Annotated in this window: 21 protein-coding genes; 8 read left to right on the top strand and 13 right to left on the bottom strand. The window is 45.4% G+C overall.

What is annotated here, in order from left to right; genetic code table 11:
- Positions 1–4: 4 nt before the first annotated feature.
- Entirely contained in the window at positions 5–343 is a 339-nt protein-coding gene (locus ICN37_RS05260) for a P-II family nitrogen regulator (protein WP_011903792.1), read from the bottom strand.
- 24 nt (positions 344–367) lie between these two features.
- On the bottom strand, positions 368–1,297 hold the full coding sequence (locus ICN37_RS05255; protein ID WP_216155361.1) for a TorF family putative porin: 930 nt from the start codon (positions 1,295–1,297) through the stop codon (positions 368–370).
- 264 nt (positions 1,298–1,561) lie between these two features.
- Between ICN37_RS05255 and ICN37_RS05250 the strand changes: the two genes are divergently transcribed.
- Positions 1,562–1,816 carry an accessory factor UbiK family protein gene (locus ICN37_RS05250; RefSeq protein WP_216155359.1) on the top strand — a complete coding sequence of 85 codons (255 nt, stop codon included), beginning with the start codon at positions 1,562–1,564 and terminating at the stop codon, positions 1,814–1,816.
- Positions 1,817–1,837: 21 nt separating this feature from the next.
- On the opposite strand, the gene ICN37_RS05245 is transcribed toward ICN37_RS05250, so the two are convergent.
- Genes ICN37_RS05245 through ICN37_RS05215 form a run of 7 tightly spaced genes read right to left on the bottom strand, consistent with a single transcriptional unit; the run spans position 1,838 to position 6,520 of the window.
- Complete coding sequence (locus ICN37_RS05245; protein WP_216860906.1) at positions 1,838–2,422, bottom strand: hypothetical protein; 585 nt, start codon at positions 2,420–2,422, stop codon at positions 1,838–1,840.
- Positions 2,415–3,425 (bottom strand): lipoyl synthase, encoded by a 1,011-nt coding sequence (lipA, locus tag ICN37_RS05240; RefSeq protein WP_216155357.1) that lies wholly within the window; start codon positions 3,423–3,425, stop codon positions 2,415–2,417. The genes ICN37_RS05245 and lipA overlap by 8 nt, the downstream gene beginning before the upstream one ends.
- The gene (gene lipB / locus ICN37_RS05235; RefSeq protein WP_216155355.1) at positions 3,422–4,066 is read right to left on the bottom strand and encodes a lipoyl(octanoyl) transferase LipB; all 645 of its coding nucleotides are present in this window, start codon (positions 4,064–4,066) and stop codon (positions 3,422–3,424) included. Before lipB ends, lipA begins: the two co-directional genes overlap by 4 nt.
- Before the next feature lie 8 nt (positions 4,067–4,074).
- Positions 4,075–4,341, bottom strand: coding sequence for a DUF493 family protein (locus tag ICN37_RS05230; protein ID WP_072582654.1), 267 nt, complete (start codon positions 4,339–4,341; stop codon positions 4,075–4,077).
- A gap of 19 nt (positions 4,342–4,360) precedes the next feature.
- Positions 4,361–5,074, bottom strand: coding sequence for an alpha/beta hydrolase (locus ICN37_RS05225; RefSeq protein ID WP_216155353.1), 714 nt, complete (start codon positions 5,072–5,074; stop codon positions 4,361–4,363).
- A 26-nt stretch (positions 5,075–5,100) separates the two neighbouring features.
- Positions 5,101–5,409, bottom strand: a complete 309-nt coding sequence (locus ICN37_RS05220; protein WP_216155351.1) for a ferredoxin — start codon at positions 5,407–5,409, stop codon at positions 5,101–5,103.
- 16 nt (positions 5,410–5,425) lie between these two features.
- Entirely contained in the window at positions 5,426–6,520 is a 1,095-nt protein-coding gene (locus tag ICN37_RS05215) for a VanZ family protein (RefSeq protein ID WP_216155348.1), read from the bottom strand.
- Positions 6,521–6,557: 37 nt separating this feature from the next.
- Here ICN37_RS05215 and ICN37_RS05210 point away from each other — a divergent pair, with 37 nt between their 5' ends.
- The gene (locus tag ICN37_RS05210) at positions 6,558–7,343 is read left to right on the top strand and encodes a biotin--[acetyl-CoA-carboxylase] ligase (RefSeq protein WP_215321116.1); all 786 of its coding nucleotides are present in this window, start codon (positions 6,558–6,560) and stop codon (positions 7,341–7,343) included.
- On the top strand, positions 7,340–8,149 hold the full coding sequence (locus ICN37_RS05205; protein WP_216155347.1) for a type III pantothenate kinase: 810 nt from the start codon (positions 7,340–7,342) through the stop codon (positions 8,147–8,149). Before ICN37_RS05210 ends, ICN37_RS05205 begins: the two co-directional genes overlap by 4 nt.
- Here ICN37_RS05205 and rfaE2 read toward each other — a convergent pair.
- Positions 8,146–8,634: a D-glycero-beta-D-manno-heptose 1-phosphate adenylyltransferase gene (gene rfaE2 / locus ICN37_RS05200; RefSeq protein WP_215321118.1), complete on the bottom strand. Its 489-nt coding sequence runs from the start codon at positions 8,632–8,634 to the stop codon at positions 8,146–8,148. The two genes, ICN37_RS05205 and rfaE2, sit on opposite strands and share 4 nt — an antisense overlap.
- A gap of 107 nt (positions 8,635–8,741) precedes the next feature.
- On the opposite strand from rfaE2, the gene ICN37_RS05195 reads away from it, so the two are divergent.
- Genes ICN37_RS05195 through ICN37_RS05175 form a run of 5 tightly spaced genes read left to right on the top strand, consistent with a single transcriptional unit; the run spans position 8,742 to position 13,523 of the window.
- Positions 8,742–9,296 carry a glutathione peroxidase gene (locus ICN37_RS05195; protein WP_370623817.1) on the top strand — a complete coding sequence of 185 codons (555 nt, stop codon included), beginning with the start codon at positions 8,742–8,744 and terminating at the stop codon, positions 9,294–9,296.
- Entirely contained in the window at positions 9,293–10,669 is a 1,377-nt protein-coding gene (locus ICN37_RS05190; RefSeq protein ID WP_216155343.1) for an FAD-dependent oxidoreductase, read from the top strand. Before ICN37_RS05195 ends, ICN37_RS05190 begins: the two co-directional genes overlap by 4 nt.
- A gap of 3 nt (positions 10,670–10,672) precedes the next feature.
- Positions 10,673–11,458, top strand: coding sequence for a DUF1365 domain-containing protein (locus ICN37_RS05185; protein WP_215321121.1), 786 nt, complete (start codon positions 10,673–10,675; stop codon positions 11,456–11,458).
- Entirely contained in the window at positions 11,455–12,750 is a 1,296-nt protein-coding gene (locus ICN37_RS05180; protein WP_216155341.1) for a cyclopropane-fatty-acyl-phospholipid synthase family protein, read from the top strand. The genes ICN37_RS05185 and ICN37_RS05180 overlap by 4 nt, the downstream gene beginning before the upstream one ends.
- The gene (locus tag ICN37_RS05175) at positions 12,747–13,523 is read left to right on the top strand and encodes an SDR family oxidoreductase (RefSeq protein ID WP_216155339.1); all 777 of its coding nucleotides are present in this window, start codon (positions 12,747–12,749) and stop codon (positions 13,521–13,523) included. Before ICN37_RS05180 ends, ICN37_RS05175 begins: the two co-directional genes overlap by 4 nt.
- 40 nt (positions 13,524–13,563) lie before the next feature.
- On the opposite strand, the gene ICN37_RS05170 is transcribed toward ICN37_RS05175, so the two are convergent.
- From ICN37_RS05170 to argS, 3 genes are read right to left on the bottom strand one after another with little or no spacing between them, the layout of a single operon-like run.
- Positions 13,564–14,208: a thiol:disulfide interchange protein DsbA/DsbL gene (locus ICN37_RS05170; protein ID WP_215321124.1), complete on the bottom strand. Its 645-nt coding sequence runs from the start codon at positions 14,206–14,208 to the stop codon at positions 13,564–13,566.
- The gene (locus ICN37_RS05165; protein WP_215321125.1) at positions 14,205–14,792 is read right to left on the bottom strand and encodes an SPOR domain-containing protein; all 588 of its coding nucleotides are present in this window, start codon (positions 14,790–14,792) and stop codon (positions 14,205–14,207) included. The genes ICN37_RS05170 and ICN37_RS05165 overlap by 4 nt, the downstream gene beginning before the upstream one ends.
- A gap of 35 nt (positions 14,793–14,827) precedes the next feature.
- Positions 14,828–16,555: an arginine--tRNA ligase gene (gene argS / locus ICN37_RS05160; RefSeq protein WP_216155337.1), complete on the bottom strand. Its 1,728-nt coding sequence runs from the start codon at positions 16,553–16,555 to the stop codon at positions 14,828–14,830.
- Positions 16,556–16,576 lie beyond the last annotated feature (21 nt).

Genomic DNA, 16,576 nt, shown 5'->3' with positions numbered 1-16,576 from the left:
CTCTTTAAAGTGCTGACGCGCCGGTTTCACCGGTGCGAATACGAATGACGTGCTCAACTGGAGAGACAAAAATCTTGCCATCGCCAATCTTGCCAGTACGTGCTGATTTTTCAATTGCTTCAATCGCACGCTCCAAGATGCCATCTTCAACAGCAGCTTCAATTTTTACTTTAGGTAAAAAGTCGACAACATACTCAGCACCACGATACAACTCGGTGTGACCTTTTTGACGACCAAAGCCTTTAACTTCAGTGACGGTAATGCCCGAAACTCCCACTTCCGAGAGAGCTTCGCGCACTTCGTCAAGCTTGAAGGGCTTGATGATTGCGGTAATTAATTTCATGTGTTTCTCCGTTCAGAGTGGAAATTAGAAAGTTTTTGTCAAAGCTACAACTGCGTTACCACGACCAGCGTTGCCGCCGTTTGGAGTTGCATACACATAATTGCTGCCAACTTTCTGAGCACTTGTGCCAGTATAGTAAGCAGAGCCAGATAAGCCGCCACCAAAGTCTTTAGTCAAGCCCAACTTCCAGTCAGCATAGCTTGCATTCCAGGTACCGTTGTAACCAGTAGCTGCAGTAGTTGTCACAATGTTATTAGGAACATATTGATAACCAACGTGTGCATTTACAGTAATACCGTAAAAACCAGTGTCATAGTTAGCTGTCAAATCTGGATAGAAAGCGCCTTTACTGTTTTGAAGGCCGAATAAATTTGAAACAGCGTAGGAGAATTTACCAAAACCAGTAACCGGGCCAAATGTGAAGTTTTGTGCTGCATACAACTCAGTTGTACTTGGGTTCACACCAGAAGCCTGGCGTAAGTTAGGGTTTGTAGCAACATAAGCTTGTGTTTGAACCCCACCCAGGCCAGTAGTTGGATAGTAATACTGGAGTACACCGAAGTCACTAGCAAAACCTTCGCCGATGAATTCCTTCTTAAAGCCTGCGTAGAAGTCCATCTCTACTGGAGCTGAGGCGGTTGACTGAGTCTTAGCAGGTGAACCATTTGAATTAACAGCTGAACCATAGCCATCACCAATCCAACTAATTGAGCTGTTCCAGTTACCCACATAGAAACCGCTCTCATGCGCATAGTCAAATCCACCTTGGATGGCTGGCTTGTTATTCGTCTGTGTGATACCACGATAAATATAGTTGCTTGCCACAGTTACGTTAGCAGTGATTGGGCTTACTTCTGGTGCTGCTGGCTCATCTGCTGCAAATGCTGCAGATGAAAGGCCTGCCAACAAAGCTACTGCTGCCGCAGAGATTGCTGTCTTTTGCAAAGTTTTCATGAACTACTCCTTACTGGTTGTAATAAAAAAATGGGTTGAATGCTTATTGCATGGGGTGATATTGAATCCCCAGGGGTTCATGGCCTTGTCACAAATCCCCTAAATAAGGCAAATGCTCTTTTTTGGTGCTAAATATTGCACCGAATGAGTGAATATGGGGCATTTTTCGGGTTTTAACCCCTTTTTGGGCAGTTTTACGCATACAACTTAAAATACGAATGTGTATCTTTTCTGCAACTCTCAATAGAACTGCGATCTCTCATCATGCAAAAACCAGGCGAAATCCTCGAACAAATCCAACGTATCGCCAACGATATGCAGAACAAAGTTGGTGATGCAATCCGCAATTCACCAGCTCAAGAAATTGAGAAGAACGTACGTGCCATGATGAATCAAGGATTTCAGAAGATGGACTTGGTAACGCGTGAAGAATTTGATCTTCAAAGTAAAGTACTTGCTAAGACGCGTGAAAAGTTAGAGGCGCTTGAGGCTAAAGTTGCCGTACTAGAAAAACAATAATTACATGATCTTCTCTTCAGGCTACTCTGGAGAGAAATCACTAAAGAAATTTTCGTACTCTTCTTTAGACAACAAAGTTTTTGCACTGTCTGCACCTGGATTTGCATGCAAGACTGAGATCTGATAAATCCAGTTATCGCCATTCGGCGCAACTCGATTAATCCAACGAACGCGCATTAGTTGCTGCGATTTACCGTTGGATTTCAAATCCAGAAAATAATCTTTAATCGGTAAACGCTGTCGATCTGCTGTTTTATAAAAAGCATCCTCAACAGTGACATCGCCACCAGATGCTTTTGCCCTGTCAATTAAGTTAGCCTGTAATTGCGAAAGTAACTTACTTAGTGAGGCACTTTGATTGGCCGGCAACTGGATAGTGCTAACCGAGTAAATATCATCATCAATTTTTACCGCCTCAAGTGTCTGTAAGAGTTCTTGATCAAGATAAGGAATGCGGCGCTCTAATTTATCTGGCTTGCCAGGAAATAAAGCGGTATATCTTTCTTGCGGCGCTTGGACTGTACGCCAATCTAATTTAGGACTACATGCAATGAGAAAAATGAAGGTCGCTAGTAAGGAGGCGGCTTTGAATATCTCTCTAAACAACCCCAGCTCCGTGCGCCTGTTGATCTGCGTGATAGCTTGAGCGCACCATAGCGCCTACAGCCGCATGAGAGAAGCCCATTTCATACGCCTTTTCTTCAAACATCTTAAAGACGTCGGGATGAACGTAACGCGTAACAGGTAGATGATGTCCTGACGGGGCAAGATACTGACCAATAGTGAGCATGTCGATGTTGTGCTCACGCATATCACGCATGACTTCCAAAATCTCATCATCTGTTTCACCAAGACCCACCATTAGACCGCTTTTAGTTGGGACATGAGGAAAGCGCTCTTTAAAATCTTTCAAGAGCTTTAAAGAATGCAAATAATCTGCACCTGGTCTAGCCTGTTTGTATAAACGTGGCACTGTTTCGAGGTTGTGATTCATCACATCAGGCAAACCACTAGGCGCATGCTCAGCAAAAATATCTAAGGCTTTATCTAGACGACCACGGAAATCTGGTACCAACACTTCAATTCGGGTATTTGGGGAGAGTCCGCGTGATTGAGAAATACAATCAACATAGTGCATTGCGCCACCATCACGAAGATCATCACGATCTACGCTTGTAATCACCACATAGTTCAGTTTGAGAGCGGCAATAGTGCGCGCTAAATTAGCAGGCTCTTTTTCATCAAGAGGATCTGGTCTGCCATGTCCTACGTCACAGAATGGACAACGACGCGTGCACTTGTCCCCCATGATCATGAATGTGGCAGTCCCTTTACCAAAACATTCACCAATATTGGGGCAGCTGGCCTCTTCGCAAACGGTTACCAATTCGTTCTCGCGCAAAATCTTTTTAATTTCAGAAAAGCGGGAATTATTAGAGGCCGCCTTCACCCGAATCCAGTCAGGCTTTTTTAATACCTCTGTTAAAGGAATGATTTTGATCGGAATGCGCGCAGTTTTCTCGCTTGATTTTTGTTTACGTGATGCGTCGTAATTGAGATCTTGGCGCGCCTCGATAGGTGTCTTGGTGTCAGGCTTATTTGTGGTCATGATGGCATCAGTTGCTTTTGTAAATGCTGCAAAAGCCTTTGGCTAATAGTGTCTATATTGTCCTTGATCCCAAGAGTTTGCATGTCGACCGTCTTTAAACCCTCATACCCACAGGGGTGGATACGCTGAAAGGCCTCTAAATCGGTAGCGACATTCAGGGCTAGACCATGATAGGAACAGCTTTTGGAGACTTTGAGACCCAAGGCAGCCACCTTGGCGCCAATCCATTCTGAGGGCACTCCTGACTGCTCAGAGACATAAATTCCCGGAGCCCCCGGATGCCTTTCAGCCTTAATCCCGAAATCTGACAACGTATCTATCAGCGCCTGCTCTATACGAGAGACCAATTCTTTTACAAAGATCCCTAGACGCTTTAGATCTAGCAAAAGATAAACCACAATTTGACCTGGCCCGTGATAGGTAATCTCTCCACCCCGATCTACTTGCACGAGTGGAATTTGATTGCTGGGTGTATGCAAGTTACCCGCATCACCTGCCAAACCTAAAGTGAAAACAGGGGGATGCTCTAGGACCCAAATTTCATCAGGCGTTTCACTAGTACGCTCTTTAGTAAAAAGTTTCATCGCCTCATATGTAGAGGCGTAATCTGCTAAACCCAGTTGTTTTACTAAAGCTGGCATGAATTCAATTACAGAACAACACTAACTAATGGATGAGTGGACAAGGTTCTATACAACTCATCTAACTGTTCACGGCTAGTCGCAGTAATTGGCAAAGTAATGCCTAAATAATTTCCATCCTTAGAAGGACGCTGCTCGACCTTACTCTCATCAAACGTAGGATCAAATTGTTTGGCAATATGCACTATCGCTGGAAGATATTCTGGGTTTGCTTTACCCATGACCTTGATAGGAAATAATGATGGGTACTCGATTAATGATTTTTCTTCGGCCATATAGTCTTTCTATTTCTAATTACTTACGATGATCTGGCATGCCTAACCACGCGCCAGTAATGATGTTGCGAATGCAATGTAGGCGGCGATGGAAAAAGTGATCTGCGCCAGGCACTACTTGCACAGTCAACTCTTGCGGACGCGCCCAATCTAAAACATCAATCAAGGGAATGGTTTCATCCAGTTCCCCATGAATCAAAATCGTATCGGCAGGCACTGGGGCTAGAGTCCATTTGCCTGCAGCACTACCCACCATCACTAGGCGCTCAGCTGGACGACCTAATTGTGAAAGCCGTTGCACTAAGTGACTACCAACAAAGCTTCCAAAAGAAAAACCTGAAACTACTAGCGGTAGCGTATTCGCCTCCCTTGTCCAGGAATGATTCGCCGTTGCTTCAAATTGACTCCAACTTGATGGTGTTCGCATCCAATCGGTTACATGTAGCAAGTCCTCTAACTCACCAACACCGTCGTCATGAACACCCTCAGTTCCACCTACACCGCGAAAGTTTGGGCGCACGCTGACGTAACCCAACTGGTTAAAAGCACGCGCCATAGTTTGGGCCACCTTGTTATCCATCGTGCCACCCATCAATGGATGGGGATGTGCCACGAGGGCCAAGCCACGCACAGCAAATGCAGGATCATTTTTTAATTCATCCGGCAGATCAATAGACATTTCCATTGATCCGACAATGCCTTCAATCTGAATTACTTTTGTACGGCTATTCATAAAAAACTTTCAACTCTCTGAAATGACTAAGCTAATTGCAAGCGCTCTACTGGACGACCTTCGATTAAATGGGACTGGATAATTTCTTCAACATCATCCACATCAACCATGGTGTACCAAATACCCTCTGGATAGATAACCATGACTGGGCCATCAGCACAGCGATCCAAGCATCCCGCCTTATTCACCCGAATTTTTCCTGGGCCCGCAAGACCAAGCTCTTTCACTCTTTTCTTGGCGTAGTCAAACAAAGCAAAAGCATTATGTTGATCGCAACAATCTTCACCATTGGCACGCTGATTGAGACAAAAAAATAGGTGGTGTGAAAAACTCATAGGAAAATTATATTCATCAATGTTTCGGTTTAAATTCCACGGCACTTCGAACCATCCAAATCAGTGCCAGAGGTAACCATACTACGGAAACCCATTGCATCAACTCATTAAAGTGCAATAAGCGCCCTTGATACCAGTGTCTGAGCGTCAGAATGAAATATGGATTGTCAGGCAAAACATTGACCGCTATTGTGGTTCCCAGCAAGCAAATCAAAGCTAACCAAAACTTAGTCATTTGCTTGAGCTTTAACGTCCATCTTAATAAGATGCCGCCTATTACCATTCCCCATAGAGCTCCAGCCGTAAGCCAGATCAAACTAAACTCAGCGCCAAATTGAAGGGCGGTAAATAGAATCTTCACCATCACGGTTAGACCAAGCAGTCCATTGAGAATGCGCCACTGGGGGGCTTTAGTGCGCAATCCTAGAGATAGCAACAAGGCCACTCCAAGCCAGCATAGCGAGGTGATTGCCGCCTCTTGAATAACCTGATTAATCACCACAGTACCCCAATCGACCGAGCCAAATATGGCATGGCCCCATACACCTGTGCCAAGCCAAGAGCTTTGTGGATAAATTTGTGACCAGGGAAACAATAAGAACAGGGCACACGCTGCCCAATTAAGGCCAAACCATTGATCAAAGCGCCGACGAATTGCGCTTCCAGAAAGCCATTGTGGTCCTAGCGGAATCGCTAATAAGCCACCTAACAACCCTCCTAATATATTGGCCCACCAGTCCATCTGACTCGGTATGCGAGTAGGCAGCCAAGACTGCAAAGTTTCTACACCTAGCGCCAGGCCAGCACTCAAGCTAAGGGCAATTCCAAGAGCTACGTAGTTACGCCAACGGGGATAGGCAGCAAACATCACCAAAAATCCGAATGGAATGTAAGCCAAGATATTGACCGATACATCAAATAAAGTCATAAAACGAGGCAAAGGAGCATCCAACCATGCCCAAGCAAAGATCCCATTCTGAAAATCAAAGTCAAAGGGGTTCAGGCTTACGTAGATGATCAAAAGCGCGTAGCTTAAGCTCATAGCCCTCGCTAAGGGCATAGCCTGTAGTGGCCATACCAGCTTCCGAGGTCGTTGATCTTTTTGATCCATCCCACAATTCTAGGTCAGACCTTTCTACAATGGCGGAATGACTGCAAATTGCATACTTGAGCGCGTTACTGAGACTAAATCCACCAATGATGATCTTATGAGTCGCTGGCGTGCAGGGGAACTCATTGATCCAGTGGCTCGGATTGCCCACAAACAAACTGCGGGCAAGGGCCGGGCAGGCCGAGCATGGCTAGCCAACCCCGAGGACTCACTTTGCTTCTCTCTCGCATTTCCATTTAAAAGAACTCCGGCCGAACTCAGCGGACTGAGTTTATTGGTTGGTCTTGCAGTGATAGACGGTATTGCACAAGCTTGCAACCTGAGCGAGGAAGAGCTTCAACAGGCCGGCCTGCAACTGAAATGGCCCAATGACTTATTGCTGAACAAGCATAAACTCGGCGGCATCCTTATTGAAGGCGGCCAAGCAAAATCGGGTGATCTTACTTGGATGGTTATTGGGGTTGGTATTAACTTGCGCAATCCAGAAACAATTGAAGCAAATCTAGATACTGGACTGAAAGTGGGCTCACTTGCTCAGCTGACAAAATTACTTCCTGATACAGAATATCTCTGGCTCAAACTAATCGCCTCACTCGAACATAGTCTTGCAGAATTTGACCTGCATGGATTTAAGTTCTACAAAGAACGTTGGATGAGCTGGGATGCTTATCGAGATCAGGCCGTGTACATTTCGGGCGCTGGTAAAGAGGCTATTTATGGCATTGCAAAAGGTGTGGATGAGACAGGGGCATTACTATTGCAACAAGAAAAAAAAATCATCGCCATTCATGCGGGTGATGTTTCTTTGCGGATTCAATCATGAGCCTTTATTTATTTTTTGATGTTGGTAATACGCGCCTGAAGTGGGCGGCTGTGGAGTCAACACAAAATCCTAGCGCTCAACAAAAAAAATTGTGGGCATACTCGGGCTCCATTAGTAGCAAGTCTTTACAATCAGCAGAACATCGAGCTGAGTTGGCTGACTATATTGCTAAAACCTTACCGAAACCTACAGCTATTGGTTTTGCCTGCGTTGCTGGCCAAGCAGCCATGGCCAATCTCAAATCACTATTTCCGCAATGGAGTGATTTGGATTGGAGGCAGCTCAAAGGGGATAGCGCTTATGCTGGGATGCGTAGCCTGTATCAAGATCCCAGAAAGCTCGGCGCTGACCGCTGGGCCGCGCTGATTGGGGCACGCGTCTTATCAAATAAAAACACCTTGATTGTGAATGCCGGTACTGCCACCACCATCGACTTATTGGGTTCTAACGGCGTACATTACGGCGGATGGATTTTGCCTGGCTTAGGATTAATGCAAGAAAGTCTGGCAAGTAATACTGCGCAGTTAGGCTTGGCGAAGCGTGCGGAACATCATGGATTTGGATGCTCTACCAATGACGCAATTATCGGAGGATGTGATGCGGCGCAAATTGGTGCAATCCTCTATGGCATACAACATGCAAAAGAGTTAAATTTTCCCATCGAAAAAATTTGGCTTGATGGCGGTAATGCCAAGGTCCTAGCGCAAGAAATTACAAAAACTAATTTACCAATCAAGCAATCCGTGGAAGTAACTGAAGGATTAGTACTTCGCGGTATCTGGGCGTGGTTACTGCAAAGCCTCTAAGAGCGGATCTTACCCAACAGGCTTGTAGTTGAGCGCTCATATAGGAAAGGTATCGCAACTGCTTTACCACCCCAACTTTTTACCAGATGGGTTTCTGCCAAAGTGTCGATATCGTAATCACCACCCTTGACGTAAATATCAGGACGAATTTTTTCAATCAAATTGACTGGTGTTTGTTCAGTAAACAACATCGTCATATCCACGCTTTCCAATGCAGCCAATAATGCCTGGCGATCAGCCTCTGAATTAATAGGCCTGTCGTCGCCTTTACCCAACATTTTCACTGAGGCATCAGAATTCACACCCACGACCAAGCTAGCCCCCAAGGCGCGGGCCTGGGCCAAATAGCTGGCATGGCCACGGTGCAGGATATCGAAGACTCCATTAGTAAATACCAATGGTCTAGGAAGATTTTCCAGGCGAGCAGCAAGCTGTTCTGGTGAGCAGACTTTTGCTTCAAAAGAGGGGGGTGGCAAATGACTCATAACCCAATATTAATGGCAATCTTGCGAGGCCAGCGATATTACCCAGAATGTCTTAGACTTGGCTTCTCACTCGTGAATAAAAAAGGTGCAATATGCCTCGTTTTGTAATGAACTGCCTATTTGGGCTATTTGCATTCTTGTCTGGATTTCAGCTTGCCAATGCTGCGCCCACTTGCAGCCCCCTGCTCTCCCATACCTTTCCTCGCCTGCAGGATGAAGCGCCGCAAAACCTTTGTCAATACCAAGGGAAAGTCATATTGGTAGTAAATACAGCCAGCTTTTGCGGCTTTACAAGCCAATATGAAGGTCTTGAGAAGATTTACGCCAAATACAAAGAGCAAGGCTTTGTCATTCTGGGCTTTCCTTCTAATGACTTCGGGCAACAGGAGCCTGGCAGCAATAAAGAGATAGCCGATTTCTGCAAGAACACCTATGACGTGAAATTTCCGATGTTTGCTAAGAGTGGGGTTTCCGGCAGCAACCCAAATCCATTATTTAAGATGTTGATAGCTAAAACTGGCACAACTCCAAAATGGAATTTTTATAAGTATTTAATCGATCGAAATGGTAACGTGGTTGATTCGTTTGGAAGCGTTACCAAACCCACCAGTAGCAGCATGACAAATGAAGTTGAAAAGCTTTTAGGAGAAAAAGCTCAGTGAGTAAAAAAAGAATTGCCATTATTGGCGCAGGCATCTCTGGATTAGGCTGTGCCTACGCCTTAAGACAACATCCTGAATTTGAAATTACCTTATATGAAGCTGGCGATCACATTGGTGGCCACAGCAATACCGTTGATATCACTTGCAATATCGGTGGCAAAGACATCACACATGGCGTAGACACTGGTTTCCTGGTATTTAACCGCAAAACTTATCCACGTCTCGTTCGTTTATTCGAAGAAATTCAAGCGCCAGTAGCCCCCTCAGAAATGTCGTTTTCCGTATCGATTGATACAGCCAACAAATCTGGGACGGGGAAAAAGATTGAATGGGCTGGTAATGACATCAATTCTTTTTTTGGACAAAGATCCAATCTCCTGTCTCCATCATTTTGGAGGATGACTTATGACATCATGCGTTTTAATCGTTTGGCCACTCAGTTAGCGCATGATCAAATTGAAGCTGGTCATCAATATAAAGAGCCTGATGAAAAAATTGCCGATTTTTTAAAACGTCATCGCTTCAGCCAAAGCTTTAAAGAAAATTACTTTTTACCCATGATCGGTGCCATCTGGTCTTGTTCAATCGAACAGATGCTAGAGTTCCCCATTCAAACCATGGTGCGCTTCTGCCATAACCACGGCCTTTTGCAAATCCAAAATCGTCCGCAATGGTTGACCATCAAGGGCGGTTCACGAGAATATGTAAAGCGCCTTGTGACAGCACTAGAAAAGCATGGGGTTGCCATTAAAAGGGAATGTGTCCTGAGAGTAAATACAGGTCATGATGGCGGGCCAGTTGAGGTTATCAGTCAGGCTGGCTCGGCTCACTTCGATGAAGTCATCATGGCTTGTCATAGCGACCAAACACTAGATTTAGTTCATGGCATTGACCAACAATCAAGAAATATCCTGGCATCAGTTCCATACCAAAAGAATCGAGCAATATTACATACCGATATTCGCTTCTTGCCAGACGCAAAACGTTGTTGGGCTGCCTGGAATTACACCGCCAAATCTGGTGCCAAACCAGACACAAAGCAACATGTCAGCGTTAACTACTTAATTAATCGTCTACAACCTCTGCCAGCTCAACTTCAAGATACCCAAATTATTGTGAGCTTAAATCCCTCGGAAGAGCCAGATCCAAAGCTTGTGTATCAAGAGATTCACTATTCACACCCTGTCTTTGATATGAGTGCGATACAAGCTCAGAAGGAGCTACCCTTAATTCAGGGCACAGCATCGATTTGGTATTGCGGCGCCTGGACGGGGTTTGGGTTTCATGAAGATGGTTTACGCTCCGGAGAATTAGTGGCAGAAGCTTTAATTGAAAGCATTCATCAGCCGATCAAAACCAAACAAGATGTGTAGTTGATGTCAGATGCCAAAATTAACTTTGGGGTAGTAAAACACCAGCGCTTGAGGCCGGCTAAGAATGCCTTTGGTTATGGGGTTTTCACCATCTCCATCCCTATGCGTACTCGCAATGCTAACCCGAATTTACTGAGTCAGAACGGCTTAAGCGATAACCGTTGGGGCCTCTGTGCATTTTTTGATAAGGACCATGGCTTAGGAGAATCCAATAGCCTTGCTTGGATCGAAAAGATTCTGGCAGATAATCATGTACAGCATATCGATGGAGAAATTTGGCTTCAGACTTTTCCAAGGGTATTGGGTTACGTCTTTAATCCCGTGAGCTTTTGGATCTGCACGCGCGCTGACGGCAAAGTACAAGCGGTACTGGCTGAGGTTAACAATACCTTTGGTGAGCGTCATTGCTATTTACTACACAAAGATTCGGGTAAGGCATTGCACTCTGGCGAAACACTTAGTAGTGAAAAGGTATTTCACGTTTCACCATTTTGCGCGGTACGTGGTGATTACCATTTCCGCTTCTTATTTCCGCAAGATAGTAGTAGCGGCAAGAATAATGTCTGTCGCATTGAGCTTCATGAGGACGGCCAACCCCTCATCAACACCAGCATTAGTGGCATCAGCCACCCACTTAGTCGCGCCAATATCATTCTGGCCTTACTTCGCTACCCTTTAATGAGCGTGGGCGTCATTTTTCGAATACATTGGCAAGCATTGAAATTGTGGGTAAAAGGTGTACCCTTTCACTCAAAGCCTAAACCACCAGAACTTGAAGTTAGCAGATGAATCGTCCAGGACAATCCCTTCTCTCCAGACTCAACTTTTCTCGTCCGCAAGGGCGGGATAGCGCTTCGCCACAACACCAAATTAAAGCTAAGGCACTCCTAACTCTTTTGACGAAGCTAAGCAGTGGCCATTTAAAGCTTACCCTTCCCAATGGCGAAAAGCGCGAGTTTGGCATTCAAAGTGATCAATTACATGCGGAAATTCATATCTTGGAGTGGTCTGTATTTAAAGAGATCATGTCCCACGGAGATATTGGATTTGCCGAGAGCTACATTCAGGGCAAATGGAATACCCCCGACCTTAAGGCGCTCCTTGAGCTAGTCATACGCAACCGAACCATTTTAGAAAAAGCCATCTATGGCAATTGGTATGGCTCGATTTTTTATCGACTAAAGCATTGGTTGCGTGATAACAGCAAAGCGGGAAGTCGCAAGAATATTCATGCGCACTATGACCTAGGCAATGCTTTTTATACGCTGTGGCTTGATCCCACGATGAGCTACTCGAGCGCCTGGTTTTCTGAAGGCGCTCAGCAAGTCTTAGCTGATGCGCAGCGTGCGAAGATTGGGCGCATTCTAGATTCCTTAAAGACTACGCCAGGGGAGCACATACTTGAAATTGGTTGTGGCTGGGGCGGCGTTATGGAGGAGTCTCTTCGTAACAAGAGAGCCATTACTGGCCTAACTCTATCTACAGAGCAAAAAGTATTTGCAGAGAAACGTTTGCTAGAAGTGCAAAGTCAAATTGCTAACCCTCCTAGATTTGAAGTGCGCCTTCAGGACTATCGTGATTGCCAAGAAAAATTTGATGGCATTGCTTCCGTCGAAATGTTTGAGGCAGTTGGTGAAAAACATTGGCCGGAGTATTTTGAAACGATTGCTCATTGCCTAAAAGCGGGTGGCAAAGCTTGCATTCAGACGATTGTGATTGCCGAGGATCTTTTTGATCGCTACAGACGCAACACTGACTTTATTCAACAGTATGTATTTCCTGGTGGCATGCTACCCTCTAGGGCAAGTTTTAAAGCGAGCGCTGCTAAAGCTGGATTACGAATTGATGACGAGTTCGCCTTTGGCGGAGATTATGCAAGAACTCTTTGCTTGTGGCGTGATAGCTTTAATCAAAAACTGCAAGAGGTACGCCAACTTGGCTTTGATGAAGCATTTATACGTCTTTGGAACTTCTATCTCATGTATTGTGCCGCTGGCTTTACTGAGCGTAATATCGATGTAGTGCAATTCACATTGAGCCATCAATCTTCACCAGCATCTTCTGATACATTAAGCGCATGAAACAAAGCGGAATAGCTCACTTCTCAGGCAAAAGAGTCTGGGTCATAGGCGCATCCAGCGGTATTGGTGAAGCTTGTGCGAAAACCCTTCTTCTCAAGGGCGCTAAAGTAGCGCTTTCCAGCCGAAGAGCTGAACGATTAAATGAAATTGCCAGTACTGCAGAGGTTGATCAATCACTCGTTATTCCATTGGATGTCACAGATGATGCTCAACTGCAAGATGGCTATAAAACCATTGTGAAGGCCTGGGATGGGGTTGATCTGCTCCTTTTTGTATCGGGCATGTATGTACCACTACGCGCAGACAATTTTGATATCAAGGTTGCCGAGAAGATCATTGATGCAAACCTTTTAGGACCAATGAGAGCGGTTGCTCTAGTGGTACCGGAAATGCTCAAAGCTCACTCAGGACATATTGCTATTGTTGGCAGTGTTGCAGGTTATAGCGGTCTGCCAAAAGCTTTGGCTTATGGCCCAAGTAAAGCTGCCATCATTAATTTTTGTGAGAATTTATATTACGACTTGCTGCCGACAGGAGTCAGTGTGCACATGATCTCGCCAGGATTTGTAGCTACTGAGGCTACCGCAAAAAATGACTTTGAAATGCCAGCCTTAATTAGTGCCGAGGAAGCAGCCAGTGAGATATTGGCCGGCATTCAGAAGGGAGAGTTTGATATTCACTTCCCTAAGCGATTCACAAGATTCTTAAAGTTTCTGAGAATCTTGCCTTACCCAATCTACTTTTGGATTGTGCGCCGCTTCGTCAAAATTTAAGCGGCGCTAAAGTGTTACGTAGCAAGCTGTTTCGAATTTACTACTTGTACTTATCTTTACGAATTTTCTCTTCTAGATAACCCATTACTGCGATTGCTTTAGCCTTAGATCCAGCAATGGATGGTGATGTTACGTACTTGCCTTGCATCACAACGGTTGGCACTCCATCAATACGATAGGCTTCCGTCAATTGCTTGGCAGCACGTGCTTTAGAAACTACTGCAAAAGAGCGATAGGTCGCCAAGAAGGTATTGCGATCAATGCCTTGAGACGCAACCCAATCTGCGATCTCCGTCTCCGTGAGGAGATGTTTATTTTCTTTGTGTATTGCGTACATGACTTTTTCATTTAGAGCATCAGCTTTGCCCATCGACTCTAGAGCGTAGTACATCTGACTATGCGGCAAAAAGTCATCGCGAAAGGCTACAGGGACTCTTTTGAAAACAACGTCTTTAGGTTGACGCTTTACCCAGCTACTGAGCTCAGGCTCAAAGTCATAGCAATGTGGGCAACCATACCAAAAGAATTCAATAACTTCTACTTTTCCCTTGGTTTCGACCGGCTGCGCAACAGGCAATATACGGTAATCAAAACCTTCTTCGATTTTTTGAGCTTGTGCGCTAGCGAAACTACTTAAAGAAAGCAGTGCTAATAAAGTAATGAATCTTTTGCTGAATGAAATCATGATTTACTGGATTTGATTAAGGTTGGTTTAATGCCAATGCCACTCAATTTATCTCGCACTGAGTTACTCTCATCAACACTGTTGTAAGGACCTACACGTACGCGCCAAAGAGTATTCCCGTCACTTGTGACTTCACTTAGCTGGGCTTGAATTCCCTGAATAGCTAAATTCGCTTTTTGCGCATCTGCATCAGCACGCTTTGTAAACGCACCCACTTGCAAGAAATACATGGCGTCTGATTTGCTTGCAGGGGATGCGTCCGCTGGCTTGTCAGCAGTTTTCTTGCCATTTACCAAATCTCCAATCGGATCGGGTGACGCAGGGGCGGGTGATTTACCCTGGAGCGGCTTATTCAAATCTACAGGCTCAGCAGGGGCGCCCGCTTCACCCTCCGCAGGTGCTGTAGAAGGCTTAATCATCAAAGGCAGACTTGGGGCACGCATCCCCGGTCTTTCTTGAGGGGTATTTTTAGAAAGATAAAAGGCAATGACAAAGGCGATTCCAAGGCCGACGCCCAAACCCAAAATAAAGCCGAGAATAGTGCCGCCGTATTGGGAGTTTTGTTGATTCGGTGTTTTCATCATTTCCTCATCTTACATCTTCACTTCATACCTCGCTATTACATCTTTATTGGCGCAGATACCCCGAGTACTTTTAAGCCATTTTGTAGAACTTGTCGGGTTGCTAGCAGCAATGCAAGACGCGCTTGCTTTAAGTTTTGATCGTCAACCAAGACACGATCCGCGTTATAGAAGGTATGGAAATCACCAGCCAAGTCACGCAGGTAAAAAGCCAATGCATGGGGCGCTAATTCTTCGGCAGCGGCCGTCAGAACCTCTGGGTATTCTGCCAAACGACGCAGCAAATGATCAGATGCCTTGCTTTGCAAAAGCGATAAATCAGCCGTAGCCAAATCCGATACTTGGCCACCCCACTGTTGCAAGATTGAATTAATTCGCGCATGCGCATACTGAACATAGAACACTGGGTTCTCATCGTTTTGCTGCAAGGCTAAATCAATATCAAAAACGAACTCGGTATCTGCTTTACGCGAAATCAAGAAAAAGCGCACGGCATCGCGACCGCGCTGCAAAGCCAATTCCCTCTCTTCTGGCGTCATCTCTGGAGTAACGCCGCCTGACCATTCAACCAAATCACGCACAGTGACATATGAGCCCGCACGCTTAGAAATTTTGACTTCTTCACCATGGCGCATAACCGTAACCATCTTATGCAGCACATACTCTGGATACGTTTTAGGAATATCCCAGCCACGCTTCTGTGCTACGCCTTGCAGGCCTGAGCGGACACGGGCAATGGTGCCGTGGTGATCGCTACCCTGCACATTAATTACTTTCTGAAAGCCGCGATTCCACTTGCTGGTGTGATAGGCCACATCAGGCACAAAGTAGGTAAAGCTACCATCAGACTTACGCATCACGCGATCTTTATCATCGCCATCATCCGTACTCTTCAACCAGAGCGCACCTTCGGATTCATATGTCTTACCAATGCTTTGTAAGTCGCCAACAATTTGTGCAACGCTACCGTCGGTATATAGAGAGGACTCTAAGTAATAGCAATCAAATTTCACGCCAAAAGTTTTCAAATCAATGTCTTGTTCATTACGCAAATAAGCAACAGCAAATTGGCGAATGGCCTCAAGATCATCTTTAAATTCTGGAGAAGTTTGAAATGCACTAGCAATCTCTGCAATATATTCGCCGTTATATGCCTGCTCAGGCCACTTGGCATCACCAGGCTTCAAACCCTGTAAGCGAGCTTGAACAGACAGGGCTAAATTCGCAATCTGCACACCGGCATCGTTGTAATAAAACTCACGATGAACTTTGATTCCCTGGGTGGCTAATAAATTAGCTAAGGCATCACCCAGCGCTGCTTGTCTACCGTGACCAACATGCAATGGTCCAGTTGGATTGGCAGAGACAAACTCAATCATGGCGTTTGGAACAGACTCGCCGACTTGCACAGACTCACCAAAATGAGTCCCTGCAGCAAGTATCTCCTGAACTACGGTAGTCTTAGCTGCATTACTAAGGCGAAAATTAATAAAGCCAGGACCAGCGATGTCACAGGATGCAATCAGCTCATTGAATCCCGCTTGCTGCTGCAAGCGTTCTACCAAAGCCTGTGCCAGCTCACGCGGGTTCAGCTTCCAAGCCTTTGCTAGCTGAAGGGCGACATTACAAGCGACATCACCATGGTCAACAGCCTTGGGACGCTCCAAACGGGGGGTAGGAGCCTCTCCTAGGTCGCGCTCCTGAGCCAAGCCTGCAAGCGCAGCACTCAGCATTTGAATTAAACGATTTTTATTGGTTAACAACATAGATTAGTGAGTTTATCAGGT

The sequence above is a fragment of the Polynucleobacter sp. P1-05-14 genome, from assembly GCF_018881675.1.
In the GTDB taxonomy this organism is placed as follows: Bacteria; Pseudomonadota; Gammaproteobacteria; order Burkholderiales; family Burkholderiaceae; genus Polynucleobacter.
This window is presented reverse-complemented; position numbering and strand designations above follow the sequence as displayed.

Bases quoted from the DNA above. Each gene is read 5' to 3' on its own strand.
- ICN37_RS05260 (WP_011903792.1), bottom strand. From the start codon at position 343: ATGAAATTAATTACCGCAATCATCAAGCCCTTCAAGCTTGACGAAGTG.
- ICN37_RS05255 (WP_216155361.1), bottom strand. From the start codon at position 1,297: ATGAAAACTTTGCAAAAGACAGCAATCTCTGCGGCAGCAGTAGCTTTG.
- ICN37_RS05250 (WP_216155359.1), top strand. From the start codon at position 1,562: ATGCAAAAACCAGGCGAAATCCTCGAACAAATCCAACGTATCGCCAAC.
- lipA (WP_216155357.1), bottom strand. From the start codon at position 3,425: ATGACCACAAATAAGCCTGACACCAAGACACCTATCGAGGCGCGCCAA.
- lipB (WP_216155355.1), bottom strand. From the start codon at position 4,066: ATGCCAGCTTTAGTAAAACAACTGGGTTTAGCAGATTACGCCTCTACA.
- ICN37_RS05230 (WP_072582654.1), bottom strand. From the start codon at position 4,341: ATGGCCGAAGAAAAATCATTAATCGAGTACCCATCATTATTTCCTATC.
- ICN37_RS05225 (WP_216155353.1), bottom strand. From the start codon at position 5,074: ATGAATAGCCGTACAAAAGTAATTCAGATTGAAGGCATTGTCGGATCA.
- ICN37_RS05220 (WP_216155351.1), bottom strand. From the start codon at position 5,409: ATGAGTTTTTCACACCACCTATTTTTTTGTCTCAATCAGCGTGCCAAT.
- ICN37_RS05215 (WP_216155348.1), bottom strand. From the start codon at position 6,520: ATGGATCAAAAAGATCAACGACCTCGGAAGCTGGTATGGCCACTACAG.
- ICN37_RS05210 (WP_215321116.1), top strand. From the start codon at position 6,558: ATGACTGCAAATTGCATACTTGAGCGCGTTACTGAGACTAAATCCACC.
- ICN37_RS05205 (WP_216155347.1), top strand. From the start codon at position 7,340: ATGAGCCTTTATTTATTTTTTGATGTTGGTAATACGCGCCTGAAGTGG.
- rfaE2 (WP_215321118.1), bottom strand. From the start codon at position 8,634: ATGAGTCATTTGCCACCCCCCTCTTTTGAAGCAAAAGTCTGCTCACCA.
- ICN37_RS05195 (WP_370623817.1), top strand. From the start codon at position 8,742: ATGAACTGCCTATTTGGGCTATTTGCATTCTTGTCTGGATTTCAGCTT.
- ICN37_RS05185 (WP_215321121.1), top strand. From the start codon at position 10,673: ATGTCAGATGCCAAAATTAACTTTGGGGTAGTAAAACACCAGCGCTTG.
- ICN37_RS05180 (WP_216155341.1), top strand. From the start codon at position 11,455: ATGAATCGTCCAGGACAATCCCTTCTCTCCAGACTCAACTTTTCTCGT.
- ICN37_RS05175 (WP_216155339.1), top strand. From the start codon at position 12,747: ATGAAACAAAGCGGAATAGCTCACTTCTCAGGCAAAAGAGTCTGGGTC.
- ICN37_RS05170 (WP_215321124.1), bottom strand. From the start codon at position 14,208: ATGATTTCATTCAGCAAAAGATTCATTACTTTATTAGCACTGCTTTCT.
- ICN37_RS05165 (WP_215321125.1), bottom strand. From the start codon at position 14,792: ATGATGAAAACACCGAATCAACAAAACTCCCAATACGGCGGCACTATT.
- argS (WP_216155337.1), bottom strand. From the start codon at position 16,555: ATGTTGTTAACCAATAAAAATCGTTTAATTCAAATGCTGAGTGCTGCG.